We start from the raw sequence: 24,336 nt of genomic DNA, 5'->3' as shown, positions 1-24,336 counted from the left end.
ACAGCGGGGACTGGTTCAACGCCATCCACTGGAACTGCGCCGACGGCAACGGCTTCGGCCGCGGACTGCCCCCGGCCGCCGACAACGCCTCCACGTGGGACTACGCCCGGCCGCTGCTCACGAGCGTGAAGGTCGGCTGCGAGCAGATCACCGGCGCCTCGGCCGCCTACCGCGACCTGCTGAAGATCCGCACCACCGAGAAGGCGTTCTCCCTCGGGACGGCCGCGCGGGTGCAGGAACAGCTGTCGTTCCCGCTGTCCGGGAAGGACGAGACCCCCGGCGTGATCACCATGCGCCTCGGTGACCTCGTGGTGGTGTTCAACGCGACGCCCGGAACGCAGGAGCAGCGGATCGCCGCGCTGGCCGGGGAGCACTACCGGCTGCATCCGGTGCAGGCGTCGGGGGCGGACCCGGTCGTGAGGACCGCGGCGTTCGCCCCGGACTCGGGGACGTTCGCCGTCCCCGGCCGTACCGTGGCGGTCTTCACCCGGCGGTGACGCGCGGGCACCGGTGAGGTGGGGCGGACCCCGGGCGGGGTCCGCCCCACCTCACCGCGGGGAGGCGCCCGGACCGGGGCGGCGGCACCCGGGCTAGGGTGACACCGTTGCCCTGGAACAGGAGTGAGCCCCATGCCGCAGATCACCGTCGACTACTCCGCCGTGATGGCTCCGGCCTTCGACCGCGTCGGCTTCGCCCGCGCCCTGCACACGGCGACCGTCGAGATCGCGGACGCGAAGCCGGAAGCGTGCAAGACCCAGTTCCGGCCCAGCGCGCTCACGGCGTTCGGTTACGAGGACCCCGAGGAGCAGCGGCACGCCGTCGTCCACGTCACGATCGGCCTGCTCGCCGGCCGTACGGAGGAGACCAGGACGCGCCTGACCGAGACCGTCCTCGAACTGCTGCGCGAGCACGTGCGCGACGACGGGTTCGTCCTGCACGCCTCCGCCGAGGTGCGCGACCTCGCGGCCTCCTACCGGAAGTTCGAGCGCTAGGTTCGCCGCCCGCCGGTGCTCACAGGCCGGTGGCCAGGTTCGCCCAGACCGCGTTGCCCCCGGTGAGCGGCGAAGGGACGACTCCCCAGCTGTCCGCGATCTCCTGCACGAGCAGCAGTCCTCGGCCGCCCTCGTCGTCGGGACCCGGCACGCGGCAGGGCAGGCGGCGGCCCGAGTCGTCCCGGTCGTGCACCTCCAGGCGCAGGCCGGCGTCCGACAGCAGACGGATACCGCACAGGATGCGCAGGCTGAGGGTGTGCAGTACCGCGTTGGTGGCCAGCTCGGACACCAGGAGCACGGCGTTCGCGCAGGCGTCTTCGGGCACCCGCCAGGAGGAGAGCCGTGCGCTGACGAAACGCCGCGCCGTTCTGACGCTCGTGCGGTGACCCGGCAGTTCGAGCCAGTGCGCGCGGTCGATGGTCGCTCCGCCCGGGTGCCGGAGTGAGGAAGTCGTGTGGGGGGACACGGCGGTCGCCTTCCATGGAGGGGCGCGATAAACGACGCGTTCGCCAACTCGCCCTACCGGTATGGCTTTTGGCGCGTCCGCGTCTCGTGTGACGGTGGCTTCGTCACACAAGTAACTATGCTCGTGGACTAGTTCACACTGCAACCGCCTCCCTGATAATTTCAGCCGGACGTGATCCGGTCCGATCGACGCATCACATCGCCATATCCTCGGGCCTGGTGACGAGCTCTCAGGAGGCAGGGCACATGAACGAGGTACGCGCGGGCGCCGGCAGCAGTGCACCCACCGTTCTCCGCATGATCCTCGGCCGACGGTTGCAGGACATGCGCCTCAGCGCGGGCGTCTCCCTGGACGACGCGGCCAGGGCCCTGCGGGTGAAGCCCCTGACCATCCGCCGGCTGGAGAAGGCCGAGGTCGGCCTGAAGATCCTCTACGTCGAGAAGCTGCTCCAGACCTACGGCGCCGACCAGCAGGAGATCGACGAGTTCGTCGCCCTCGCCGAACGGGCCAACGAGCCGGGCTGGTGGCACCCGTACCGGGATGTGGTACCCGCCTGGTTCACGGCCTACGTGAGCCTGGAGACCGGTGCGAAGGTGCTGCGGACCTACGAGCCGCACTACGTCACCGGGCTGCTGCAAACGCCCGCCTACGCCCGGGCGACCCTGAGCGGCGGCTTCCCGAACGACACCTCCGAGGACCTCGACCGGCGCGTCGACCTGCGGCTGCGCCGCCAGAGCCTGCTGGAGAAGCCCGACGCGCCCACCCTCTGGGTGGTGATGGAGGAGGCCGTGCTGCACCGGGTCGTGGGCGGGCCCGAGGTGATGCGGGAGCAGATCGACCGGCTGCTCGAAGTCTCGGAACTGGAGCACGTCAGCCTCGACATCGTGCCCTTCACGGCGTGCGCGCACGTCGGTGCGTGCGCCCCCTTCACCTACTTCCGGTTCGAGGAGCCGGAACTGCCCGACATCGTCTACAGCGAACTCCTCTCCGCCGCCGTGTACCTCGACCAGCGCTCCGACGTCGTGGCGCATCTGGAGGCGCACAACCGCATGTCGCTGCTGACCTCGTCCGCGGACAGCAGGGCGCTCTTGGACCGCATGCGCAAGGAGTACTCATGACCATCGCCGAGGGCAGTGTCTACAACGGGATGCCCGCCTCGGACCTGGGGGACCAGGGCTGGGAGTGCCCGTGGAGCGGCCCCAACGGGGGCCAGTGCGTGGAGACGAAGCGACTCGCCGACGGACGCGTGGCCGTGCGGCAGTCGACGGATCCCGACGGTCCCGCGCTGATCTACACGCCGGAAGAGATCACGGCGTTCGTCACGGGGGTCAAGAGGGGCCTGGCCGACCACCTGACGGCCCACTGACCCGGACAGCCGACGCACCCCCCACCGAAAGGGACAGGATGACCAGCTCGCAGCCCACACGGAGTATCGACACCAGCAGGCCGCACTCCGCCCGCATGTACGACTACTACCTCGGCGGCAAGGACCACTTCGAGGTCGACAAGCAGGCCGCCGAACGCGTGGCCGAGGCGTATCCCGCCATCTTCGTGTGCGCCCGTGAGAACCGGGCCTTCATGCACCGGGCCACCCGCGTCCTCGCCCGGGAACACGGCATCCGCCAGTGGCTGGACATCGGCACCGGCATCCCCACCGAGCCCAACCTGCACCAGGTGGCCCAGTCCGTGGTCCCCGACGCCCGGGTGGTCTACGCCGACAACGACCCGCTCGTCCTCAAGTACGCCGAGCGCCTCATGCGCAGCACCCGTGAGGGCCGTACGACGTACATCGAGGCGGACGTCAACAACATCGACACACTGCTGGACTCCGCCGAGCTCACCGCGGTACTGGACCTGAGCCGGCCCGTGGCGCTGTCCCTGAACGCCCTCATGCACTTCGTCACCGACGCCCAGGACCCGTACGGCATCGTCCGCCGCCTGCTCGGCATCCTGCCCTCCGGCAGCGCCCTGGCGCTCAGCCACTGCACGCCCGACTTCGACCCGGCCACCTGGCAGAAGGTCACCGACATCTACACCTCCGCGGGCACCCCGGTGCAGTTCCGCTCCCGTGCGCAGGTCACCCGCTTCTTCGACGGGCTCGAACTCCTCGACCCGGGTGTCACCGTGGGCCACCACTGGCGCCCCGACACCACCCGGCCCGCTTCCGACATCCCCACGGACGCCGAGGTCAGCCTGTGGACGGGGGTGGGCATCAAGCCCTAGGAGGCGAGCGCTGTCAGCCGGCCGACCAGTTCGCCGAGCGGACTCTCGGCCGGCTCCTCCTTGAGGATGCCGCGCAGGACCGTCGCCATCTCCTCGTCGTAGGCGGCGCTGACGGCGGCGAGCGCCGCGAAGTCGTGGACGAGCTGCCGTTCCAGCTCGGCGCGGGGGATGCGTCGGCCGTCCAGCCAGATCAGCGCCGTGGACTCGGCGAGCGAGATCCAGGAGCGGACGACCAGCTCCAGGCGCGGGGAGGCCTCGGTCACGCCCAGGTGGGACAGGATCTGGTCGTACGCGGCCTGCCGGACGGAGTCGACGAGCGCGTTGGTGGTCGTGGAGCCGACCGCCGGGCCGCCGCGCATCAGGGCCGAGAAACCGGGGCCGTGCTCGTCCACGAAGTCGAAGAAGCGGCCCATCACCCGCAGCAGCCGGGCACCCAGCGGACCCTCGCGCGGCTCGGCGAAACGGCTCGCGAGATCCTCCGACGCACGCTGCAACGCGGCCTCGTACAGGCTGAGTTTGCCCGGGAAGTAGTGGTAGACGAGCGGCCGGGAGATGCCCGCCGCCGAGGCTATCTCGTCGATGGAGACCTCGTCGGGCGAGCGTCGGCTGAACAGGTCGAGGGCGACGCCGATCAGCTGCTGCCGACGTTCCTCGACACCCATCCTGCGGCGCACCCCGGTACTCATACGAACACTTTACCGATCGGTTCCGGCCGCTCGTGAGCACATGTCGAGCACCGGGCGATCACTTTGTGCCCGGGAGACACAGCCCGGCACGGACCACCCCTGCCGGCTAGCGCAGCCCGCCGATCTCCCGGCCGTCCGCCAGGGTCCCCTTCAGGTCCGCCCGCGCGCCCTGCTCGGCCTTGACGGCGAGCAGCGGTCCCCGCGCGGACGCCGTGACCCCGCCCGTCGCGGAGACCGACGACGTCCCCTCGCTGCCCGCCGCCAACAGGTACCAGGTCCCCGCCGCCGACTTCCACAGCACACCGGCCAGCACATGAGGATCACGCGGTCCACAGGCCGGCACATCCGTGCCCTTGGCGACGACCGCCCCGGCCGCCCCGCCCGGCGTGCGGAACTGGGCCAGCGCGGCCGTGCCGTCGCCGCGCCAGGTCTCCGCCCGGGTGCACACCCACGCGCCGGGCCCGGTGCCTTCGGGCAGCGGCTGCTCGGCGTACGCCCAGGCGTTGACGCTCCGGATGCCCGACGAGCGCTCGGCCGCCAGGGAGCAGGCGAACGGCGCCCAGGTGCGCAGGCCCCGCGCGCCGGACGCCTCCCCGGGCGCGCCGGGCCGGCCGGCCGTGAGGTGGGCCGGGACCAGCTCGCCGAGGTCGGTGGTGAGCCGGGTGCCGGAGACGTCGGTCAGCTGGAGCACGGTCCACGAGGTGCAGCCGCCGGTCCGCACGGCGGGGCTGGCCAGCGGCGCGGTGACGCCGTCGGCGAGGGTGAGCGGTGTCGCGCCCGCGTCCGGCTTCGTCAGGTCCCGCTGCGCCGCCCTCGTCACCCACGGGGCGGTCAGGTAGCGGACGTTGCCGTCGGAGCGGCCCAGCACCAGCGCGCTCGCCCCGGCGCCCGTCGCGCCGTCGACCCGGGCGAAGTCCAGCGCCGCGCCCTGCGTGCCGTTCTTCGGCTCGGCGTAGCGGGCGATGCGCAGGCCGTCGTAGAGGAGCACCACCCGGGCGGCGTCGACCTCGCCCGCGTACAGCAACTGGGGCGGGCCGGCCGGGCCGCCGGTCTGCGTGCCCGGGGTCGCCGAGACGCGGACCGCCTCCCCGGGGCGGGCCCAGACGGCGAGGGCGCGGCGCAGCAGGGCCTTGTCGCCGGTGAGCGGGCCGCGCGCGGGCCACACGGAGAAGTCGGTCCGGGCCGAGGTCCGCCAGGCGGTCGGGGAGACCCGGACCACCTTGCCGGGGTCGAGGGCGGCCTCGGCGGCCGGGTTCTCGGCGTAGTCGGGCGCGGCGGCGCCGTCGGGGCCCCAGCCGCCGCCCGGCAGGGCGATCAGCGCACCGCACACCGCGAGCGCCGCCGCGGCGGCGAGGGCGGCCTTGGCGTGCTGGCGGCGGCGCATCAGATCGGTGGGCCGCGCCTGGAGCGAGCAGGGGTCGAACTCGGGGGAGGAGAGCAGCCCCGGCTGCATGGGCACACTGTTCGCCGAGGCCAGCGCGCCCCCGGGGTCGGCGACCCCGGCGGCGTCGAGCAGATCGCGGATGTCCGGGTCGGGCATTTTCTCCAGGCCACGCAGGACGTAGGCGGCGCGGGCCGGGCCGGACAGGGTGGACAGCCGCTGGTCCAGGGCGAGTTCGTCGGCGCCGCCGGAGCGCGGGAACAGCTTCAGGCCCCACACCTGGGGCAGCGGCGCGGTGAGCCGGGTGAGCCGGGTCAGCCCCTTGCGGGGGCGGGCCGCCTCCAGGGCCGTGCGCAGGACCCGCTCGCGCAGGTAGGTGTACCCGGGATCGCCCTCCCGGCCGGCGGCCTGGGCCGGGATCACGGACGGCTGTCTGCGGCCCCGGGGCAGGGCGCGCTGGGCGAGGGCGTGTGCGGTCAGGACCCGGCGGCTGCGGCCGAGGCCCGGCGGCAGCACCAGGTAGGCGAGCCGGACCAGCCGGGGGTAGTGCTCGACGAGCGCGGCCTCGGCCTGCTCGACGTCGACCGGGCCCGCGCTCCCGGCGGGGAAGGGTGCGTGACGCTGGGATACATCCTGTGACTGCACGTCCGGGAGAACGAGCGAGCCGGCGGTTGGTCACCGCCGGACGAGTGGTTCACACCCGGGGTTCGACCAGCGCGCGGGCGTAGTTCGCCATCGACCGCTGGTAGCGCGGCAGATGGGGGGCGAGCGCGCCGAGCACCAGGGACAGGCCCTCGCGGTCGCGGCCGAGGCTGGACAGGCACAGGGCGAGACAGGCCCGCACCGCGTCGTCCAACTCGTCCGACGGCGCGTCCAGTTCGGGGGTCAGGAGCTCGACGCCCTCCTCCGCCCGGCCGGTGTTCCGCAGCGAGCTCGACAGCTGTATCTTCGCCCGGCGGCCCTTGTACCCGTCGAGTCCGCGGGCCAGCGCCTCCCGGTACAGCGGCACCGCCTTGTCGGAGTGCCCGGTGGAGTCCCAGGCGCAGGCCCGCTCGAAGGGCCCGAGCGGGCTGTCGTCCGGCAGTTCGGCGACGAGGGTGTCGATCAGGGCGCGGAACTCGTGCGCGCGCTCCTCCGGATACGCGTCGAAGGCGGCCCAGGCGGCGGCCACGCGGTCTTCCCAGTTCTGGTTCACCGCGTCACCCTCGCACACCCGTCCGCGCCCGGTCACCGGTTTTGAGCGCAGCGCGCGCGGGAGCCGTATCCGAGGGCGTCGGAGCATGCTCGGCCCCACCGGACCGGAGGAAACAGATGAGGTTGACAGGACTGCTGCTCGGCGCCGCGGCCGTGCTGACGCTGGCGGGCTGCGGCTCGGGCGGGACGACGGAGTCCGTGCCGCCCACCGCGACCGGCAGCCTGGAGCACCTGGCCGCCGAGGTGAAGTGCGCGCCGAACATGCAGACCGACGCGGACGAGATCCGCCAGGCCATCTGCCGTACCGGGGAGGGGAAGTTCATCCTCGCCACCTTCGCCACAGACCGCGGCCAGCGTGAGTGGATCAACGACGCGAAGGACTACGGCGGTCACTACCTGGTCGGCCGCAAGTGGGTCGCCGTCGGCGACGACGGGGTGGTCAAGGCGCTGCGCGGCACGCTCGGCGGCGACCTGGAGGACGGCGCCGACCACCACGCGCACAGCGGCTGACGAGCGCCTTCGGGCACGGCGAAGGCCGGTGACGGGAGGGGGGATCGTCACCGGCCTTCTGTCCTGCGCCCGTTACGGGATCACGAGCAGTTCTGACCGCGGTTCACGCAGTTGGCGATCTTGTTGGCCAGACCGTTCTTCGTGACGCTGATGAAGTCGTCGTGGTCCGTGGCCGCCTTGTGCAGCTGCTCCGGGAACCCGTCCACCGCGTAGGCGTTCTTCACCTGGCCGTTCTGGACGGTCGGCGGCGTGATGTCGTACACCAGGCGCATCGTCAGCTGCGGGATCGCCTTGAAGCCGTTCTGGCAGTTGCCGCCCGCGTCGGCGAACGCGACGTGCGTGCGGTGGTTGGCGCTGTCGACGTTCTGGCCGTCCCAGCAGCTCTGGAAGGCGAACGTGCGCACCACCTTGCTGCCCCGCGGGCAGATCGGGTACTGCGTGGTCAGCTGGACCTTGTTCTCGAAGCCGGTGCAGCTCCAGTGCGCGTTGGCGTTGGCCAGGCCGTTGGTGGTGGTCTTGGCGTCACCGGTGATGATCCGCAGGAACTGCGGCATCGCCACGACCTTGCTCCGCGGGCTGCCCACGTACTTGATCTGCGCCTGCACCGGGGTCAGGATGCGGCCGACATTGCCTTCCTTGCCACCGCCGTCGGCGTTCTGGTCGAAGTCCTGGGTGCCGTCCTGGACGCGGACCACCGGCCAGTAGTACGACGACAGGTCGCTTCGGTTCTGGCAGCTCGTGGCGGCCTGGAGGAACGTCTGGTTGCTGGAGAAGGCGTTGACCTTCTGGTTGCCGACGTAGTCGTGCAGGTGGTGCGCGCCGTTGGCCACACCGGGGGCCACGATCACGTTGTCGGTGTTGTGGTTCTTGTTGGCGTTCACACCGCAGCGCGTGGTGAAGGTGCCGGTCGAGGCGTTGCGGCCGGCGCGCGGCTTGGCCTTGACGTTCGCCTGGACCTTGGTGATGTCCACGAAGTCGGCCGCGACCGGGCCGTTGCCGGCCTGCCCGCCGATGTTGCCCTGCTGGCCGTTCTGACCCTGCTGGCCGCCTTGCTGCTGACCGCCGTTCTGCTGCTGGCCACCCTGCTGTTGACCGCCCTGCTGCTGGCCGCCGTTCTGCTGCTGGCCGCCGGCGGTGGGCTGGTTGGCGTTCTGCGCCGTGCAGGTGGCCAGGGTGTCCAGGCTGCCGGGAGCGGTGCCGCCGACGCGGGTGATCTCCAGCTTGATCCGGTCGAGGATCACCTTCCGCCGGTCCTGGAGCGGCTGGAGGATGGAGTTCTGCACGAAGCTCGCGTCCCTGGCCTGCGCGTCCCGCGTGGTCGCCAGACGCTGGTAGGCGTCGGTGATCTGGCGGTCGAGGTTGGCCAGTTCCCCGGCGACCTCGGTACGGGCCTGCGCCGGCACGTTGGTGAGCTTCTGTCCCACGTCCGGGCAGGAGATCGTCGAGACCTGCGCCGTCGCGGCCTTCGTCTGGTTGCCTCCCCACGACTGGTTGTCCGACTCGTGAGCCGAGGCGTGGAAGTTCGCCCAGATCAGCCCGCCCCCACCGAGCGCTAGGGCCGCCGATGCGGCTATGGCCTTGGTGGCCAGCGGCGTACGGCGTTTTCGTGTGTTGCGTCCCATGGAACTCCTCTGACTTCCTTGCGGGGCAGCATCGAGGCGCCCGACAGGAGTGAAGCGGCGCCCTTCCATACGGGCGCCGCCCCTCAGGTGTTCAGCGGTCTCACGAATTCCTCACGGAACCACCGTGTGACAGCGGCCCCAACCGCCGCCCGCGCAGCGGGAGTTCACGGACACCGACGGTCATGTCGGGTCGCTCCCGGTCCGTGCCAGCAGCTTCGCCTCCACCTCCGGGTCCAGGCCCTTGCAGGTCCGGTCCGGGCGCTGGGGGGCGCTGCCGCCGATCTGTGCCAGCCACCGCCAGGTGTCCGCGACGGTCTCGCCCACCGGCCGGCACACCAGCCCCGTGGCCACCGCCCGCGAGACGTCCGCGCCATGCACGGCGTCGTACATCTCGCCACCCGGCGGCACCCACACCGGCAGCTCGGTCCACGGCTCGATCCCGGCCTCCAGGATCGGCTCCGGGCCGGTCCAGCGCAGCTCCGCGTCCGCGCCGGTGACCCGCAGGCACGCCTGGAGCAGTTCGCCCATGGTGGTGTGGCCGGGCGGGCTCACCAGGTCGTACGGCCCGGACAGCCCGCGCTCCAGCGCGCCGAGCAGCCATTCGGCGAGGTCGCGTACGTCGACGTACTGCACGGGCAGTCCGCGCGGGCCGGGGGCCAGGACCGGGCCGCCGCGGGCGATCCGGGTCAGCCACCAGGGCAGCCGGCCGACGTTCTCGTACGGGCCGAGGATCAGCCCGGCCCGGACCAGCAGCGAGTCCGTCGCGCCGAAGGCCCCGACGGCGGCCAGTTCCCCGCCGCGCTTGTCCCGCGCGTAGTCCGTCGCCCCGGCGTCCGCGGCGGCGCCCTCGACCAGCGGGGCGTCCTCCGCGCTGCCGCGCGGCCAGGGCCAGGCGTACACCGACCGGCTGGAGACGTACGCGTACCGCCCGGCCCGGCCGCGCAGCAGCCGGGCCGCCTCGTGCACGGCACGCGGGGCGGCCGACCAGGTGTCCACCACGGCGTCCCAGCCCTCGCCGTCCGCCGCGAGGGCGGCGAGGCCGTCGGGCGCGGTGCGATCGCCGTGCAACGACCGCACCCCGGACGGGGGTCGGTGCCGTCCCCGGTGGAAGACGGTCACCTCCCAGCCGCGTCCGAGCGCGGCCTCCACCACGGCCCGTCCCACGAACTCCGTTCCGCCCAGCACGAGAAGTCTCATGCCGGGATCGTGCCCGGTCCGGAGCCGTGGCGACGCGGGGCTCTGCCGAGGGCAGAACGTCCGGTGGGACGCGGCTGCCGGGCCCCTGGCACCCGGCTCCCACCGGTGCCGCACGGCCGCCGGGCCCGGCGACCGCCGACGTCCCCGCCCCGGTCGTGCGCGACTTCGACGGCACCGACCCGGGCGGTACCCGGGTGACCGCACCGGTCCCGGGGATCCCGGGCCTGTGGGAGCCGGGGGCCCAGCGGGAGGGGGACCGTCTGGCTGGGGCGGTGCTCGGGTGGCCGCACCGGTCCCGGTGGCTGCCCTGGGGGCTTCGCCGGGGTCGTGCGGTCGGCGGAGTCCGGGCCCGTGGGCGTCGGCTGCCCAGCCGGAGGCGGAACCGTCTGGCTCGGGCGGTGTCCGGGTGGCCGCACCGGGCCCGGTGGAGCTCAGGCCATGGGCGTCGGCGGTCCAGCCAGGGGCGGAATCGTCAGCGGGCGGTCGGAGGGGTGTACTTGTAGCCGACCCGGCGCACCGTCTGGATCGCCTGGCGGTGCTCGGCGCCCAGCTTGCGGCGCAGCCGGGCGATGTGGACGTCGACGGTGCGTCCGTCGCCGACGTGGCCGTAGCCCCACACCGTGGTGACCAGCTGGTCGCGGGTGTGCACCCGGTGCGGGTGCGCCACCAGGTGCGCCAGCAGCTCGAACTCCAGGTAGGTCAGGTCGAGTTCACGGCCGTCGACGCTGGCGGTGCGCCGCACGGGGTCGATCCGCACCGGCGGTTCGGCGCCGGGGTCCGCCTCGGTCTCCGGCTGGTCCGGGACCGCGACCGGCAGGAACGGGGGCCGCTGGTCGGCCGGGACCAGCACCAGGTAGCCGACCATCGGCGGCTGGCCCGGCAGGGTGGGCAGGGCGTGCTGCGGCGCGGGCAGCCAGGTGGCGCCGGGCGGCAGGAAGTCCGCGACGTCCACCACCTCGTCCCGGTCGACGGCCCGCAGCCGGTGTCGGGTGCCGTTCGCGGCGGGGGCGGTCAGGGTGGCGGTGGAGAGGGAACGGGAGGTCGCCATGAGAGGTCAGCTCTTTCGCGCGAGGAGTTCGTCGGAAGGTGCGGCGGCCGCGATTCGTGGTCGGGCGCGCCGGAGGACGTACGTCGTTCCGCGCTGGCCGAAGGCCGGGGTGTACGGCTTTAGAGGGCCCGCGCGTTCCTCGCGGGGCGACACACACGGTCGAAGTCGTGGTGCTGACGGGAAGGCCAGAACGGCTCAAGGTCGTGGCGACCCGTCGCGGTGATCTGCTGGAAGCCGTCCATGCGCCCATTGAAGCAGAGGCGTGCGCCGGGCAGGAGCCTCCTCTCACTGCTTGGACGCTTCCTTGGTGTGGAATTGACGTTGCGTGCACCCCGAACTCCGGAATTCCGCCCTGGTCAGCGGCCTGCCGCCGCCCGCCGGTGGCAGGATTGCCGTCTCATTCCTCGGACAGCGACGGGGTGAGGACGGGGCGTCACGCGCGCGAGGGGCGCCCGCCATGACGGCGGGCGCCCCTCGGACGTGGCGGTACGGATCAGACCTGGCCGGCCTTCTCCAGCGCGGTGCAGCAGGTGTCCACCAGCAGGCGGGTCACCACGTACGGGTCGACGTTGGCGTTCGGGCGGCGGTCCTCGATGTAGCCCTTGCCGTCCTTCTCGACCTGCCACGGGATGCGGACCGAGGCACCGCGGTCGGAGACGCCGTAGGAGAACTTGTCCCAGGGGGCGGTCTCGTGCAGGCCCGTCAACCGCTCGTCGATGCCGGCGCCGTAGCTCTTCACGTGGTCCAGCGGCTTCGAGCCCTCGCCGAGCGACTCGCACGCGGTGATGATGGCGTCGTAGCCCTCGCGCATGGCCTTGGTGGAGAAGTTGGTGTGCGCGCCCGCGCCGTTCCAGTCGCCCTTGACCGGCTTCGGGTCCAGGGTCGCGGAGACGCCGAAGTCCTCGGCGGTGCGGTACAGCAGCCAGCGGGCCACCCACAGCTGGTCGGAGACCTCCAGCGGGGCGAGCGGGCCGACCTGGAACTCCCACTGGCCCGGCATGACCTCGGCGTTGATGCCGGAGATGCCGAGACCGGCCTTCAGGCAGTTCTCCAGGTGGGCCTCGACGATCTCCCGGCCGAAGATCTCGTCGGCGCCGACACCGCAGTAGTAGCCGCCCTGCGGGGCCGGGAAGCCACCCTCGGGGAAGCCCAGCGGGCGGGAGCCGTCGAAGAAGGTGTACTCCTGCTCGATGCCGAAGACCGGCTCCTGCGCGGCGAACCGCTCGGCGACCTCGGCCAGCGCGGCGCGGGTGTTGGACGGGTGCGGCTGCATGTCGGTGTCGAGCACCTCGCACAGCACCAGGATGTCGTCGCCGCCGCGGACCGGGTCCGGGCAGGTGAAGACCGGCTTGAGCACGCAGTCCGAGGAGCGGCCCTCGGCCTGGTTGGTGGAGGAGCCGTCGAAGCCCCAGATCGGCAGCGCGTCGAGACCGGCCGGGGCACCCGTGATGATCTTCGTCTTGGAACGCAGCTTGGCCGTCGGCTCGGTGCCGTCGATCCAGATGTACTCAGCCTTGAAGGTCACGGGGCCACATCCTTCGGGGGTGGGTCGGGTGCACTCGCGGGTGCTGCGGCGCTGCGGCACCGGTGCGCCGCTCGATCTGCCGGGCAGCCTGTCAACAGGCCGTTTCCCGTCCATTGCTCGTTTGTGAACCCCGTGTTACCTGGTCGTTCTGTGTCCGGGCTCACCCGGTGAGGCCGCGCCGGGTGAGGTGCGGGCCGCTCACCGCCCGCCGGCGGCGGCCTCCCGTACGCCGGTGAGGAAGTCCCGGATCGCCGCGAGCCGGCGGTCGTCGTAGCGGCGCAGCAGCTCCACCGAACGCTCGATCAGCGGCCCGAAGAATGCCTGGCCGAGCTCCACCGCGCGGTCCTCCACCTCGATCACCACCCTGCGCCGGTCCCGCTCGCCGCGCACCCGGCGCACCAGCCCGGCCCCCTCCAGCCGGTCGACGAGCGCGGTCGTACCCGCCGAATTGAGCCCGAGCACGCCGCCGAGCCGTCCGGCGCTCATCTCCTCGCCCGCGCGCCGCGCGTCCATGAGCGCGATCAGGGCGCGCACGTCGGTGGGGTGCATGCCGTTCCGCTGGGCGAACCGGCCGCTGTGCAGGCCGAGTTCCACGGTGGTGGCGCGCAGCAGGTGGACGATCTCCAGCTCGGGCCCCGGGGCGGGGCCGGACGGGGTGGACACGGGCTGCCTCCCGGCTATCATCTCGCTCGGCGAATATCTTGCTGAGCGAGATGATAGGGGGCGGCGCCATGGCCGGACACGACCGGGAGGCGTACCGGGTTGCGTACGACAAGGTGATGGCGAAGTGGCCCGCCGACCGTGAGGCGCTGACGGTCGCCACACCCTTCGGCGAGGCCCACGTCAACGTCTGCGGCCCGCGGGACGCGCCACCGCTGCTCCTGCTGCCGGGCGGCGGCGGAGCGACCTCCGCCTCCTGGTACGCGCAGGCCGCCGGCCTCGCCCGGATCCGCCGGGTGCACGCCGTGGACCTGCCCGGCGCACCCGGGCTGAGCCGGGCCGGCGACCGCCACCCCCGCACGGTCGCCGACCTGGCCGACTGGCTGGACGCCGTCCTGGACGGCCTCGGTGTCGGTCTGACCGACCTCGGCGGCCACTCCTACGGCGGCTGGATCGCCCTGCACCACGCGCTGCGCGCGCCCGCCCGGGTGCGCCGTCTGTTCCTCCTGGACCCGACCCAGTGCTTCGCCGGGTTCACGACGGCGTACCTGCTGCACGCGCTGCCGATGCTGCTGCGGCCCGCACCCCGCCGGGTCCGCGCCTTCCTGGAGTGGGAGACCGGGGGAGCGGCGCTCGACCCCGACTGGCTGGCGCTCCAGGAGGCCGCCGCCGGCTTCCCGGCGGCGAAGCCGGTGACCGGGCCCCGGCCGGCGCCGGACGCGCTGCGCGCCCTGCGGGTGCCGGTCCTGCTGCTCGTGGCCGCGAACAGCAGGACCCATCACCCTCACGAGGTGGTGGCGCGGGCCGGTGCGCTGCTGCCGCACGCGGAGACGGCCGTACTGCCGGACGTCTCCCACCATGCGCTGCCACAGACGGCACCGCCGGCCCTGATCCGCCACCTCACCGGTTTCCTGTCGGCTCCCTGAGCCTCACCCCACCTTCTCGATCACCGCGCGCCGGATGAGGAACTTGCCCGGTTCCCGGACCTGTTCGAAGGCGGCGTTGTTGAGCAGGACGCAACTGCCGGAGACGGACGTCACCTTCACCGTGGTGGACTTGCCGTTGTCCAGGTTGGTGACCTTCAGGGTCGTCCCGGCCGGGAACTGGTCGCTGGACGCGGCCGGGGCGCCGCCCTCGCCGGAGAGCGTCACGGTGGAGCCCTTGCACACCTGCCGGCCGGCGGCCTGCTGGACGCCTCCGGCCTGCTGCTCGCCGCCCTGCTGGGCGCCCCCCGCCTGCTGACCGCCGCCCTGCCCGGCGCCGCCGCCCTGCGCCGCCTGGGAGCCCTGAGCCGACTCCCCAACGGTGCAACCGGACGCCTTCTGCTGGACCTTGATCTGCTCGATGACCGCCTGCCGGTTGGCGATCCGGGCCGCCGACTGCGCGTCCGGCTTCGTCTTCTGGTCCGCGATGAACCTCTCGTTGTTGCCGAGGGCCGTGGCCAGCCCCTGGCAGACGGTCGAGTCCCCGGCGGACAGCGTCCTGGCGTCCTGCGGGCTCTGCGCGGCGTTGGAGGTGGACGCCAGGGCGAACGCCCCGCCGCCCGCCACCGCCGCGGCGCTGACGAGCAGCGCGAGCTTCTTCTTCGTACCGAGAGTTCTCCTGCGCGACATGCGCGCCTCCTGAAGAGGTAGGGGGAGCGTACGCCGCTATGTACGAGATACCGAACGAGGCTGCTCAGCGGTTGCGGGAGCCGGTGAAGTGACCTGCGTCACCTGGGAGTTGATGCGCTCTCAGCCGTTGCCGCCGTGGGAGAGGGCCTCCCGTACGGCCTCCTCGCTGCGGGCCACCAGCGCCGTACCGTCGTCCGCGGTGATGATCGGGCGCTGGATCAGCTTGGGGTGCTCGCTGAGCGCGGTGATCCAGCGGTCCCGCGCGCTCTCGTCCCGCGGCCACTCCTTGAGTCCCAGCTCCTTGGCGACCGGCTCCTGGGTGCGGGTGATGTCCCACGGTTCGAGGTGCAGCCGGCCGAGTACGGCCCTGATCTCGTCGGCGCTCGGCACGTCCTCCAGGTAACGGCGGACGGTGTACTCGGCCCCCTCGGCGTCGAGCAGACTGATCGCGCTGCGGCACTTGGAACAGGCCGGATTGATCCAGATCTCCATGCCGCACACGGTACGCGAAACCCGTTCTGCACCCCCGTCACTGGATCCCCGAAAGCCCTTGTGGCCAGGGGATTTTGTCAGTGGTGGCCCGTAGAATAGAAGCAGTGTTCGAGGGTGCGCGCCGGACCCCGGCGTGTGCCCTGACCGCGACAGGAGGATGCCTGTGCCCGCTGCCGCCCTGAAGCCGAAGCCGTTGCCGACCCAGTCCACCGCCAAGCGTTCCGTGCTGTTCGACTCGCCCTACGAGCCCGAGGCGAAGCGACCGCTGCCGGCCGGACGGCCGCGCGAGTGGTACGTCGCGCACAACCGGCGCCTGAAGGCCATGCGCCTGGCCATAGCCCTGCTCGACTCCGGGGTGTACCTGCCGGACCAGGCCCGGAACGAGACGATCCGCGGCACGGCGGAGCGGATCGGGATGCGCCCGCCGTCCGACACCACGTGCCACATGGTGCGGGCGCTGATGCGTTACTCGCGCTGAGCCGGCCGTGGTGCCGGGTGCCCCGCGTCACCGGCGTGGGGCACCCGGCACCGTCACGCCGTCAGTTCCCGCTCCAGCGGGGTCCGGAAGCGCGGGGTGATCCGGGTCGCGTCCAGCCGGTCGCGCAGGCGCTCCGCCTCCGCCGTGACCTCGGCCGCGGCCTCCCGGCGGGCGCCCTCCTCGGGGATCCGCCAGACGATCTCGCCGTCCGCGCGCTGGGCCCAGCCGCCCACCACGCGGCCGTTCCACCACACGGTCGGACCCACGTTGCCGCTGCGGTCGAAGAGCAGGGGGCGCAACGCCGGGTCCAGGTACCAGTCGCGCCGCTGCCAGGCCATGGCCGTGGGATCCAGGGCGGGCAGCAGCGCCGCCCAGGGCGCGCCGGGGCCCGTCACCGGCTCCGCGTCCCCGGCACCGACGTATCCCGTGCCCTCGTCCAGCAGGACCTCCTCGGCGCCGAGCGCCGCCAGCGCGCGGCGGACCTCCCGGAGCGTCCAGCCCGTCCACCACTTCAGGTCCGCCTCGGTCGCCGGGCCGCACGCCCGCAGCCAGTGGCGCAGCAGGGTCGCCTGGGCCCCGGCCACGTCCAGCTCGGGGTGGGGCGGCGCCGGCGCCCAGCGGAACTGGCTCGACGTCCAGGAGCCGAGCGGGCGGCCCCGGACCACCTTGCCCTCCACGCCGAGCACGCGCAGCAGGCGGGTCGAGACCGTGTGGACGCCCTCGTAGCTCTTCCCGGCCGCGTGGACGAACCGCTCGCGCAGGCGGGGCTCGTCCGCCGCCAGCTCCGCCGCCGTCGCCTGGCCGCGCCGGGCCAGCGCGGCGAGCGTGGCCTCCTCGACCTCCGCCAGCCACGCCGCGTCCGGGGCGCCGGCCAGCGCCATGTCCCGCAGCAGGCTCGCACGCTCACGGGCGGCCACCGCGAGGCCCGTCGAGGCGTGGACGACGGCCGTCAGGTCCGCCGGGAACACGAACACCGTGTGCCGCATGCCGTGCATCCGCACCAGCGTGCGGTCCTCGTACAGCGCCCGTTCCGTCTCCGGTACCGCCTGCGCGGGGTCGGTCAGCCGGGCGGCCACCGCCAGGTGCACGGTCGCCGGGTCCGAGCCGTGCAGGGCGACCAGGGAGGCCGCGACCTCCTCGGGCGTCACCGCCCGTGCCGCCCCGGCCAGCCGGTGCCGCACGGCCAGCCGGGCCCGCCGCTCCACCACGTCGACGTACCGCCGTTCCTCCGCCATACCGGCCTCCCCTTCGGCTCGCGATGCGCTGTCGCCATGGTCGCCGGTGCCACTGACACCGCGCGTGGGGCGAGGCGGTGGAGCCGCGCGCCGGTGCCGGCCCGCGGCCCCCGCGGGCCGGGCTACAGCAGGGTCTTCACGAACTCCCGGCGGTCCTCGGGGTGGTCGTGGAGCCACAGGCCCAGCATGTGGTCGGCGTCGGGGAGGTCTAAGCGGGTGCAGTGGGCGCGGGTCGAGAGCGCCTCCTGGACGGCTCGGGTCACCGTCGGCGGGATGATCGTGTCCGTGCCGGGGACCGCGAGCACCGCCCGGCCCTCGTACGAGCGGAACGCCTCCAGGGCGGGGGAGTCGCGCCAGCTCTCGGGCGTGCGGATCAGCTCCGAGAAGCGGCCCTCGCCGGTGCCGAACGGCACGTCCCAGGCCTCGGGCGTGTAGACGGCGGGCGCGCACAGGCCCACCGCCGCCACCCGGCGCCCGTAGTGCCGTACCAGGTCCGCCACCGTCTGCCCGCTCATGCTGAAGCCGACCAGGATCAGCGGGTCGTCCTCCGGGACGTGCGCGTCGAGCACCGCCACCGCCTGCTCGTACCGCCGCCGCAGGCTCAACTCCGCGAGCGCGCCCGTGCTTTCGCCGTGGCCGGAGAAGTCGAACGCCAGGGCACGGCAGCCGTGGGCGGCTAAGTCGGCCAGGAGGGGCAGCAGCCGTTGCTTGCTGCCGTTGCCCGCGCCGTGCAACAGGAGTGCGGTGGTGCGGCCTGGCCGTCCGGCGCTCACCCCGCTGAGCCGTTCACCGTCGTACGGGTGGTTGAAGTCGGTGAGTTCATCCATGCGGGCCATTCACTCACGGCCGCCCGCGCCGAGGAAAAACGGAGTGCACGGACGGTCACGATGTCTCTACGCTGAGCGAACGCAAGCGCATCCCCCCGACTCACCCCAGGAGGTCCGTCATGCGTGTCATTCTCGCGACCGGGACCGTCGTCCTGGTGATCCTCGGAACCGGAAACCACCTCTGGTGGCTCGCCGCCGTCGCCCTGCTGTATCTGTACGCGACGCACGGCCGCGGCTCGCCCGGCACCACCCCGCCGGCCGGCACCGGCACCGGCGCCCCGCCCGACAGCTACCGGGCGTACCGGGACCGCCGGGACCGGCAGGCCAGGTGGGAGCGCCGCTACCGCCGTGAGCGGCCCTTCGAGGCCCGGCGGCAGGGGCGGGAGAAGAGCGGGAGGTGAGCGGGGCGTCGCCGGCTGTCACAGGCCGGGGGCGCCCCACACCGGGAACCAGCGGCCGAGGTCCTGCTCGATCCGCAGGTCGTCGCCGAGCGTGGCCCTGAGCTGGAGCTCCAGCGCGGTGTCCCGCCGCTCGGCGGCGCCGGGCAGCGGGGCGAACGGGTAGAACGTGCCGCGCTTGTAGAGGTAGACGAGCGCCAGCCTCCGGCCGCCGGCGTCCGTGAACCCGGCCAGCGAGCACAGCAACTGCGGGCCGAAGCCGTTGACCTCCAGCGAACTGTTCACGGCGTGCAGATCGTTGACCAGTTCGGGCAGCTGGTCGGGGGAGCGCCGGGACACCAGCCAGGAGTAGCCGTAGCCGTCCTGGCACAGCTCCACCGGCGGGCCGGTCCGGTCGGTGTCCGCGTCCAGCAGCGCCTGCACCTCACGGTGCATCTGCTCGAAGGCCGCGCCCTCCACCGTGGCGAAGCACACCGCCCCGACCCCGGTCGGCGTGAAACCCGCCGCCACCTCCAGCGTCACGGCCGCCGACGGCAGCGCGAAGAGCTGGTCGAGATCGGGCGCGACCGGTTTCGTACGGCCCAGCAGGATGTCCAGCAGCCCCACCGGTCAGCCCGCCTTCCCCGGGGTGGCGGCCTCGCCCAGCTCCGCCGAGATCCGGCCCAGCTGCTCCAGCCGCTGCTCCAGGGTCGGGTGCGTGGAGAAGAACCGCTCGATGCCGGGCTCCCGGCCGGTCGCCGGGGTGAAGTAGAACGCGTTGAACGCCTGGGCCGTGCGCAGGTCCTTGGTCGGGATCCGGGCGATCTCCCCGGAGACCTTGGTGAGCGCCGCCGCCAGCGCCGACGGCCGGCCGGTCAGGTGCGCCGCGGCGCGGTCGGCCGCCAGCTCCCGGTACCGGGACAGCGACCGGATCAGCAGGAAGCTGATCGCGTACACGGCCGCCGAGACGCCGAGGACCGCGGCGAAGACCGCGGCCGTGTTCTGGTCCCGGCGGCCCGAGCCGAAGACCTGGGAGTAGAAGGCGAACCGTACGACCAGGCCCGCGAGCACCCCGAGGAACGACGCGACCGTGATCACGGCGACGTCCTTGTGCCGCACGTGCGACAGCTCGTGCGCGAGCACGCCCTCCAGCTCCGCCGGCTCCAGCCGGCGCAGCAGCCCGGTGGTCACGCAGACGACCGCGTGCCCGGCGCTGCGCCCGGTCGCGAACGCGTTCGGCATGTCCATCGCGGACACGGCGACCGCCGGCTTGGGCAGGTCCGCGATCGCGCACAGCCGGTCCACCACGGCGTGCAGCTCGGGATACTCCTCCCGCTCCACGACCCGCCCGCGCATGGCGAACATCGCGATCCGGTCGGAGAACCAGAACTGCGCCACGAACAGCGCCCCGATCAGGACGGCGACCAGCACCCAGGACTTCAGCAGCACGATCAGTGCGGCGACGAAGCCCACGTACAGCAGCCCGAGCAGGAACAGCGTGAGACCCATACGCACGGTCAGCCGCCGATCGCTCCGGAACCGGCTCCGCATCTTGCATCACCCCGCAGTCAGGCACTCGTCCCGCTGTCCAGTGTGCACCTGTGGATTGCCATGAAGTGGTCCGGAACCGCTCTAGTCGGGGCAAAGGGTCAGTACGGCGAGCGCATCTGGGCGTACCCCAGCAGCACGATGACCACCGCCACGCAGCCGAGGACCACGGCCGTCGAGACCCAGGAGGACCGGCGCGGCACCGGGTCCGGGTCGGCGCGGAAGGGCGCCGGGTTCGGCGGGTTCTCCTTCCAGCGGGCGGCGAGCATCCGGGCCCGGGCGGAGGGCTCCTTGTGCTCGGCGGAGTTCGCCCAGGTGTGATCGAACTCGCGCTCCCAGTCGTTCTGTTCCGGCATCCCCGTTCAACCTCTCTCGTCCGACACGATCCGGAGGGATGATCTCCCGACAGTAGGAAGTTTGAGAAGCGGGAAAGGTTGCACGGCGGCGGAAGCCGGTCAGCCGGAACGGCGGAAACGGCTCCGGTACTCCGTGGGTGTCGTGTCGAGCTTGCGGCGGAACGCCCGGATCAGTGTGTCGGCCGTACCGAAGCCGCATGCGGTGGCGACGCGGTCCAGGGTGTCGTCCGTGGTTTCGAGCCGGTTCCGTGCCGCCTCGACGCGGGCCGCCTCGAGGTAGGCGGCCGGGGTCATGCCGAGCTCCGCCTTGAAGATCCGGGCGAGCTGGCGCTCGCTGACGTGGGCGTGCCGGGCGAGGTCGGCGATGGCCATCGGCCCGGTGAGGTGCTCGGCGACGAAGTGGCGCAGATCGGCCATGCGCGGGGTGCTGGAGACGGGCTCGACGGGCACGCTGAACTGGCTCTGCCCGCCCGGCCGCTTCAGGTACATGACCAGCTGCCGGGCGACCCGCAGGGCGACGGCCTCCCCGAAGTCCTCGGCGACCAGCGCGAGGGACAGGTCCAGGCAGGCGGTGATGCCCGCGCCGGTCCACACCCCGCCGTCATGGATGAAGATCGGGTCGGCGTCGACCTCGACGGCGGGATGCTCGACGGCGAGCTGCCCGGCGGTCGACCAGTGGGTGGTGGCCCGCCTGCCGTCCAGCAGACCGGCGGCGGCGAGCAGGTGGGCGCCCACACAGACGGACGCCACGCGCCGGCTGCGGGCGGCGAGCGTCCGCACCTGGGCGACGACGGCGGGGTCGGCCAGGGCCTGCACCCGCCGCTCCTCGTCGACCTCGACCGAGCCCGGCACCAGCAGCGTGTCGATGGCACGCCCGGACACCTCCGCGAAGGTGAGGTCGGGCAGCACCCGCACCCCGGCGGCGGTCGTGACGGGCTCCATGGCCGCGGCGGCCAGGACGACCTCGTAACCGGTCTCCTCGCCGGTCTCCCGCCGGAGCAGCGCGAACACCTCCGGCGGGCCGGTGACGTCCAGCAGGTCGACGCCGTCGAACAGCATGATCACGATGAACCGCCGGCTCCCGCCCACGCCCTCCCCCTCCGGATGTCCGGATCTGCAAGTTACCCGACATTGCTGCCATGCGGGGGCGGCTCCTAGCGTGATCACGTACCCACCACACCACCGAGGAGAGGGCGGTCATGCCCACCACGACGCTGCGCGAACTGAACGGCCTCGACCAGACCCCGGCCACGCCGGCCGGCTCCACGCTGATCCTGGTCGACTACCAGAACACCTACACGCGGGGCGTGCTGGAGCTGGCCGGCTGGGACGCCGCGCTCGACGCCGCGGCCGGACTGCTGGCGACGGCGCGGGCCGCGGGCGCCCGGGTGATCCACGTCGTCCACGACGGCGGCCCGGGCACCCCGTACGACACCCGCGCCGAGATCGGTCGGATCCATCCGCGGGTCGCCCCCGCCGACGGCGAGCCCGTCGTCGTGAAGGGCGCCCCCGACGCGTTCCACGGCACCGACCTGGGCGAGCACGTGGACGCGGCCGGCCACCAGGACGTGGTGATCGCCGGCTTCATGACCCACATGTGCGTCCTGTTCACCGCCCAGGGCGCGTTCCTGCGCGGCAACCGCCCCACCGTGGTGGCCGACGCCTGCGCGACCCGCCCCCTGCGCACCCCGCAGGCCGAGGTGACCGCGGACCAGCTCCACCACAGCGCCCTCGCCACCGTCGCCGACCTCTACGGCGTGGTCGTACCGTCGGCGTCCGCGCTGACCTGAGCCGGGAACGCCTTGGCCCCGCCGTTCCCGGGGGAGCGGCGGGGCCTCGGTCGGCGCCTCAGCGCGTCTGTCACACGTCGAAGTAATACACGTCCAGCCTTCTGGCCTGCGCTTTCGTCCCGTGCTCAAGATCGTCTTGCACGGATGTTGCACGCCAGGTCAGGGCGTGTGCTGGTAGACGCTACGCAAGGCCGCACGCAGCTTGTCACCGGCGTTCGGTACGCGATGCACGTACCTGCGCAGGGTGAAGGCAGGGTCGGAGTGGCCCAGCCGGTCGGCGAGCGTGTAGATGTCCACGCCGTGGCTGAGCGTCATACCAGGGCGCTTTCCCTGCGTTTGTACTTTCTGGTCCGGTCTGGTCACGTTCGGTGATGACCTTGGGCTGTCTGACTGTTCTGCCCACGCCGTGGCGCATGGCGGAGTGCCCGGTTCTTCGAGCCGGGCGGTCGGCCGGGGCCGGGTCGGTTGGGTTTCGGTGCGCGGGTCGGGCAGGGCGAGCTGTGGCCGAGGACCACAGCCAGACGGGGAGCGGATCGTGGCCGCCGGGCAGGCGGTCGACCTCCAGGCGGATCAATGTGCCCTCGGTAAAGCGTGAGGCGTACGCGAACGCCTCCGCCGGAACAGCGTCAGGCAGCAGACTCACCCGCACGGCCTTCGTACTGGTCCCGTGCCCCATTGACCGGAGCACATGATCAAGCGGAGGCCGCCCGCGCGTATCGCTGGTCACGGGGCCGGCATGGGCGAGGGCTGAGGTGCTGGCGCTGGTGCCGGTGGCGGACATGATCGGTGGCAGGCGAGCGACTGTCAGGGTTGGATCTCGCTGTTCGTCAGCACGAGGAGAGCCCGCAGGAGTGTGGTTGTGTGTCGGGCGTCGAGGCGGACGTTGGTGCTGATTCGCCAGTTCTTCACGTCGACACACGCGGACGTGACCGACACCAGGTCTCAGATCCAGCCCCTCTTGGCGACCTCGACTCCCACCTGAAAGCGGGTGTCGAGGCCGAGCCCGGACGCAATCGCCGCGATCCGGCGGGTCACGGTGCGCGCGCTCGTCCCCAACTGCCGGGCGATTGCCTGGTCCTTGTATCCCGCCTGCATCATCTTCAGCAGCAGGAGGTCCTGCGCGCTCGGCCCGTCGGGCGCCGCCGGATCGGTCGCGACGAGGGACTGCGCACGTTGCCAGTAGGAGTCGAACAACTCCAGGAGTGCGTCGAGCAGGCCCGACTGGTGGACGACGGCGATCCTGTCGTAGCGCCCCGGGACCAGCGCGACCAGCGCGACGCGTCGGTCCATGATGCGCAGTCTGAACGGCAGGGTCGGCAGGATGCGGGCCTGCTCGCCGATCTGGGCGAGGTGGGTGATCAGCTCGAAACGGCCCGGCCGCGCCAGCGCCTCCGGGGTGTAGACCGAGCGTATGTCGACGCCGCGGCCCAGCAGGTCCATCGTCAGGGCCTCCTCCAACTCGGTGCTGTAGGGGCCCAGATAGGGCGGCCGATCGAGCACCCAGAAGTGGGTGCGGACCGACTGCATCAGTTCGGCGACGCGCAGCGTGATCTCCGCCTCGCCGGTGATCACTTCCACCAGTCCGGTCGGATCCTCCCGCAGCCGACGGGCACGGTATTCGTCCGCCAGGTCGTCGACGGTGCCCCACACCGCGGTGAACGCCGCCTCGGTCTCGGCTCGGCGTCTGGCCAGCAGTGCCCTCAGCGCGGTGTGCGGGCTGACCGGTCGGTACTGGCCGTGTCCTTCCTTTCTCAGCATGCCCAGTTCCACCAACCGGGAGACGGTGCGCCTGATCCGGCTGGGCGTGGTGCCCAGGGTCTGGGCGATCTCCGCAGTCGTCCGGTCCGACTTGGTCAGATAGGTGCGGTAGACCTGTTCGTCGAACTCGCTGATCCCCAGGGTGCTCAGCACCGGCTGCCCTCCCAGTGATCACCGCCCGGCGAGCAGTCGGGACGGTCGTGGCGCGAATCGCCACCTGGCGGTGTACGACACGAGTTTGATCTAGACATTGGTCGTTCACAAGCTTTCACTCGGAACGTTCACGCCACCTGTGGAAGGGTCCGAGCACCGTCGGCGCCTACGACCGGTCAGGCGGCGCCACTTGGACGGCAGAGGC

General features: G+C 72.5%; 29 protein-coding genes and 1 pseudogene. 10 read left to right on the top strand and 20 right to left on the bottom strand.

All coding sequences use genetic code 11. The features are described 5' to 3' along the window. Both IE273_RS36385 and IE273_RS36380 read left to right on the top strand, forming a co-directional pair. Nucleotides 1-497: alpha-1,6-glucosidase domain-containing protein (locus IE273_RS36385; RefSeq protein WP_189819395.1), on the top strand; the 497-nt coding region annotated here is incomplete at its 5' end. A 132-nt stretch (nucleotides 498-629) separates the two neighbouring features. Continuing rightward, the gene (locus IE273_RS36380) at nucleotides 630-992 is read left to right on the top strand and encodes a 5-carboxymethyl-2-hydroxymuconate Delta-isomerase (protein WP_189819394.1); all 363 of its coding nucleotides are present in this window, start codon (nucleotides 630-632) and stop codon (nucleotides 990-992) included. Nucleotides 993-1,011: 19 nt separating this feature from the next. Here the strand turns inward: IE273_RS36380 and IE273_RS36375 are convergent, their stop codons facing one another. Beyond that, nucleotides 1,012-1,458: an ATP-binding protein gene (locus IE273_RS36375; protein WP_189819393.1), complete on the bottom strand. Its 447-nt coding sequence runs from the start codon at nucleotides 1,456-1,458 to the stop codon at nucleotides 1,012-1,014. Between the two features lie 245 nt (nucleotides 1,459-1,703). On the opposite strand from IE273_RS36375, the gene IE273_RS36370 reads away from it, so the two are divergent. Genes IE273_RS36370 through IE273_RS36360 form a run of 3 tightly spaced genes read left to right on the top strand, consistent with a single transcriptional unit; the run spans nucleotide 1,704 to nucleotide 3,681 of the window. Further along, on the top strand, nucleotides 1,704-2,576 hold the full coding sequence (locus tag IE273_RS36370; protein WP_189819392.1) for a Sco1979 family transcriptional regulator: 873 nt from the start codon (nucleotides 1,704-1,706) through the stop codon (nucleotides 2,574-2,576). After that, the gene (locus IE273_RS36365; protein ID WP_014672316.1) at nucleotides 2,573-2,824 is read left to right on the top strand and encodes a DUF397 domain-containing protein; all 252 of its coding nucleotides are present in this window, start codon (nucleotides 2,573-2,575) and stop codon (nucleotides 2,822-2,824) included. The genes IE273_RS36370 and IE273_RS36365 overlap by 4 nt, the downstream gene beginning before the upstream one ends. 38 nt (nucleotides 2,825-2,862) lie before the next feature. Beyond that, entirely contained in the window at nucleotides 2,863-3,681 is an 819-nt protein-coding gene (locus tag IE273_RS36360; RefSeq protein ID WP_189819391.1) for an SAM-dependent methyltransferase, read from the top strand. On the opposite strand, the gene IE273_RS36355 is transcribed toward IE273_RS36360, so the two are convergent. The 3 genes from IE273_RS36355 to IE273_RS36345 form a co-directional block, all read right to left on the bottom strand. Then, a complete protein-coding gene (locus IE273_RS36355; RefSeq protein WP_189819390.1) occupies nucleotides 3,678-4,367 on the bottom strand; it encodes a TetR/AcrR family transcriptional regulator in 690 nt (229 codons plus the stop codon). The genes IE273_RS36360 and IE273_RS36355 overlap by 4 nt on opposite strands. A 106-nt stretch (nucleotides 4,368-4,473) precedes the next feature. Further along, a complete protein-coding gene (locus tag IE273_RS36350; protein ID WP_189819389.1) occupies nucleotides 4,474-6,393 on the bottom strand; it encodes a hypothetical protein in 1,920 nt (639 codons plus the stop codon). 49 nt (nucleotides 6,394-6,442) lie between these two features. Further along, complete coding sequence (locus tag IE273_RS36345; protein WP_229887886.1) at nucleotides 6,443-6,943, bottom strand: tetratricopeptide repeat protein; 501 nt, start codon at nucleotides 6,941-6,943, stop codon at nucleotides 6,443-6,445. Nucleotides 6,944-7,059: 116 nt separating this feature from the next. Here IE273_RS36345 and IE273_RS36340 point away from each other — a divergent pair, with 116 nt between their 5' ends. Then, complete coding sequence (locus tag IE273_RS36340; protein ID WP_175252129.1) at nucleotides 7,060-7,452, top strand: hypothetical protein; 393 nt, start codon at nucleotides 7,060-7,062, stop codon at nucleotides 7,450-7,452. An 80-nt stretch (nucleotides 7,453-7,532) separates the two neighbouring features. Here the strand turns inward: IE273_RS36340 and IE273_RS36335 are convergent, their stop codons facing one another. The 5 genes from IE273_RS36335 to IE273_RS36315 form a co-directional block, all read right to left on the bottom strand. Then, complete coding sequence (locus IE273_RS36335; RefSeq protein WP_189819388.1) at nucleotides 7,533-9,074, bottom strand: DUF1996 domain-containing protein; 1,542 nt, start codon at nucleotides 9,072-9,074, stop codon at nucleotides 7,533-7,535. 180 nt (nucleotides 9,075-9,254) lie between these two features. Next, on the bottom strand, nucleotides 9,255-10,271 hold the full coding sequence (locus tag IE273_RS36330) for an NAD-dependent epimerase/dehydratase family protein (RefSeq protein ID WP_189819387.1): 1,017 nt from the start codon (nucleotides 10,269-10,271) through the stop codon (nucleotides 9,255-9,257). Nucleotides 10,272-10,743: 472 nt separating this feature from the next. Then, nucleotides 10,744-11,319 (bottom strand): winged helix-turn-helix domain-containing protein, encoded by a 576-nt coding sequence (locus IE273_RS36325; protein ID WP_189819386.1) that lies wholly within the window; start codon nucleotides 11,317-11,319, stop codon nucleotides 10,744-10,746. 493 nt (nucleotides 11,320-11,812) lie between these two features. Continuing rightward, on the bottom strand, nucleotides 11,813-12,844 hold the full coding sequence (gene glnII / locus IE273_RS36320; protein ID WP_189819385.1) for a glutamine synthetase: 1,032 nt from the start codon (nucleotides 12,842-12,844) through the stop codon (nucleotides 11,813-11,815). A gap of 198 nt (nucleotides 12,845-13,042) precedes the next feature. Continuing rightward, complete coding sequence (locus IE273_RS36315; RefSeq protein ID WP_189819384.1) at nucleotides 13,043-13,528, bottom strand: MarR family transcriptional regulator; 486 nt, start codon at nucleotides 13,526-13,528, stop codon at nucleotides 13,043-13,045. A gap of 47 nt (nucleotides 13,529-13,575) precedes the next feature. Here IE273_RS36315 and IE273_RS36310 point away from each other — a divergent pair, with 47 nt between their 5' ends. Beyond that, the gene (locus IE273_RS36310; RefSeq protein WP_189819383.1) at nucleotides 13,576-14,430 is read left to right on the top strand and encodes an alpha/beta fold hydrolase; all 855 of its coding nucleotides are present in this window, start codon (nucleotides 13,576-13,578) and stop codon (nucleotides 14,428-14,430) included. Between the two features lie 3 nt (nucleotides 14,431-14,433). Here the strand turns inward: IE273_RS36310 and IE273_RS36305 are convergent, their stop codons facing one another. Then, complete coding sequence (locus IE273_RS36305; protein ID WP_189819382.1) at nucleotides 14,434-15,117, bottom strand: SCO2207 family protein; 684 nt, start codon at nucleotides 15,115-15,117, stop codon at nucleotides 14,434-14,436. 120 nt (nucleotides 15,118-15,237) lie between these two features. Next, entirely contained in the window at nucleotides 15,238-15,609 is a 372-nt protein-coding gene (locus IE273_RS36300; RefSeq protein WP_189819381.1) for an arsenate reductase family protein, read from the bottom strand. A 163-nt stretch (nucleotides 15,610-15,772) separates the two neighbouring features. Here IE273_RS36300 and IE273_RS36295 point away from each other — a divergent pair, with 163 nt between their 5' ends. After that, nucleotides 15,773-16,087, top strand: a complete 315-nt coding sequence (locus IE273_RS36295; RefSeq protein ID WP_189819380.1) for a hypothetical protein — start codon at nucleotides 15,773-15,775, stop codon at nucleotides 16,085-16,087. Nucleotides 16,088-16,140: 53 nt separating this feature from the next. Here the strand turns inward: IE273_RS36295 and IE273_RS36290 are convergent, their stop codons facing one another. Further along, nucleotides 16,141-17,322 carry a winged helix DNA-binding domain-containing protein gene (locus tag IE273_RS36290; protein ID WP_189819379.1) on the bottom strand — a complete coding sequence of 394 codons (1,182 nt, stop codon included), beginning with the start codon at nucleotides 17,320-17,322 and terminating at the stop codon, nucleotides 16,141-16,143. 122 nt (nucleotides 17,323-17,444) lie between these two features. Next, nucleotides 17,445-18,149 carry an alpha/beta fold hydrolase gene (locus tag IE273_RS36285; RefSeq protein WP_308437078.1) on the bottom strand — a complete coding sequence of 235 codons (705 nt, stop codon included), beginning with the start codon at nucleotides 18,147-18,149 and terminating at the stop codon, nucleotides 17,445-17,447. Nucleotides 18,150-18,268: 119 nt separating this feature from the next. Here IE273_RS36285 and IE273_RS36280 point away from each other — a divergent pair, with 119 nt between their 5' ends. Beyond that, complete coding sequence (locus IE273_RS36280; RefSeq protein ID WP_189819377.1) at nucleotides 18,269-18,550, top strand: hypothetical protein; 282 nt, start codon at nucleotides 18,269-18,271, stop codon at nucleotides 18,548-18,550. 18 nt (nucleotides 18,551-18,568) lie between these two features. Here IE273_RS36280 and pspAB read toward each other — a convergent pair whose 3' ends face one another. The 4 genes from pspAB to IE273_RS36260 all read right to left on the bottom strand — a co-directional run bounded on the left by pspAB (nucleotide 18,569) and on the right by IE273_RS36260 (nucleotide 21,489). Further along, nucleotides 18,569-19,153 (bottom strand): PspA-associated protein PspAB, encoded by a 585-nt coding sequence (pspAB, locus tag IE273_RS36275; protein ID WP_189819376.1) that lies wholly within the window; start codon nucleotides 19,151-19,153, stop codon nucleotides 18,569-18,571. Between the two features lie 3 nt (nucleotides 19,154-19,156). Then, a complete protein-coding gene (gene htpX, locus IE273_RS36270; RefSeq protein WP_189819375.1) occupies nucleotides 19,157-20,077 on the bottom strand; it encodes a zinc metalloprotease HtpX in 921 nt (306 codons plus the stop codon). Between the two features lie 98 nt (nucleotides 20,078-20,175). Then, nucleotides 20,176-20,430, bottom strand: coding sequence for an SCO2583/SCO2584 N-terminal domain-containing protein (locus IE273_RS36265; protein WP_014672294.1), 255 nt, complete (start codon nucleotides 20,428-20,430; stop codon nucleotides 20,176-20,178). Nucleotides 20,431-20,529: 99 nt separating this feature from the next. Then, on the bottom strand, nucleotides 20,530-21,489 hold the full coding sequence (locus IE273_RS36260) for a GlxA family transcriptional regulator (protein WP_373309449.1): 960 nt from the start codon (nucleotides 21,487-21,489) through the stop codon (nucleotides 20,530-20,532). Between the two features lie 140 nt (nucleotides 21,490-21,629). Here IE273_RS36260 and IE273_RS36255 point away from each other — a divergent pair, with 140 nt between their 5' ends. Next, a complete protein-coding gene (locus IE273_RS36255) occupies nucleotides 21,630-22,220 on the top strand; it encodes an isochorismatase family protein (protein ID WP_189819373.1) in 591 nt (196 codons plus the stop codon). A gap of 159 nt (nucleotides 22,221-22,379) precedes the next feature. Here the strand turns inward: IE273_RS36255 and IE273_RS36250 are convergent, their stop codons facing one another. The 3 genes and pseudogenes from IE273_RS36250 to IE273_RS36245 all read right to left on the bottom strand — a co-directional run bounded on the left by IE273_RS36250 (nucleotide 22,380) and on the right by IE273_RS36245 (nucleotide 24,131). Next, nucleotides 22,380-22,535, bottom strand: coding sequence for a hypothetical protein (locus IE273_RS36250; protein ID WP_189819372.1), 156 nt, complete (start codon nucleotides 22,533-22,535; stop codon nucleotides 22,380-22,382). Between the two features lie 40 nt (nucleotides 22,536-22,575). Beyond that, a pseudogene (locus tag IE273_RS45340) lies at nucleotides 22,576-22,803 on the bottom strand (hypothetical protein); the annotation flags it as partial. 359 nt (nucleotides 22,804-23,162) lie between these two features. Continuing rightward, the gene (locus IE273_RS36245; RefSeq protein ID WP_189819371.1) at nucleotides 23,163-24,131 is read right to left on the bottom strand and encodes a helix-turn-helix domain-containing protein; all 969 of its coding nucleotides are present in this window, start codon (nucleotides 24,129-24,131) and stop codon (nucleotides 23,163-23,165) included. Nucleotides 24,132-24,336: the final 205 nt, after the last annotated feature.

This window comes from Streptomyces olivaceoviridis (assembly GCF_014650115.1).
In the GTDB taxonomy this organism is placed as follows: domain Bacteria; phylum Actinomycetota; class Actinomycetes; order Streptomycetales; family Streptomycetaceae; genus Streptomyces; species Streptomyces olivaceoviridis.
The sequence above is the reverse complement of the archived record's forward strand: the minus strand, read 5'-3'. Positions and strand labels throughout refer to the sequence as shown.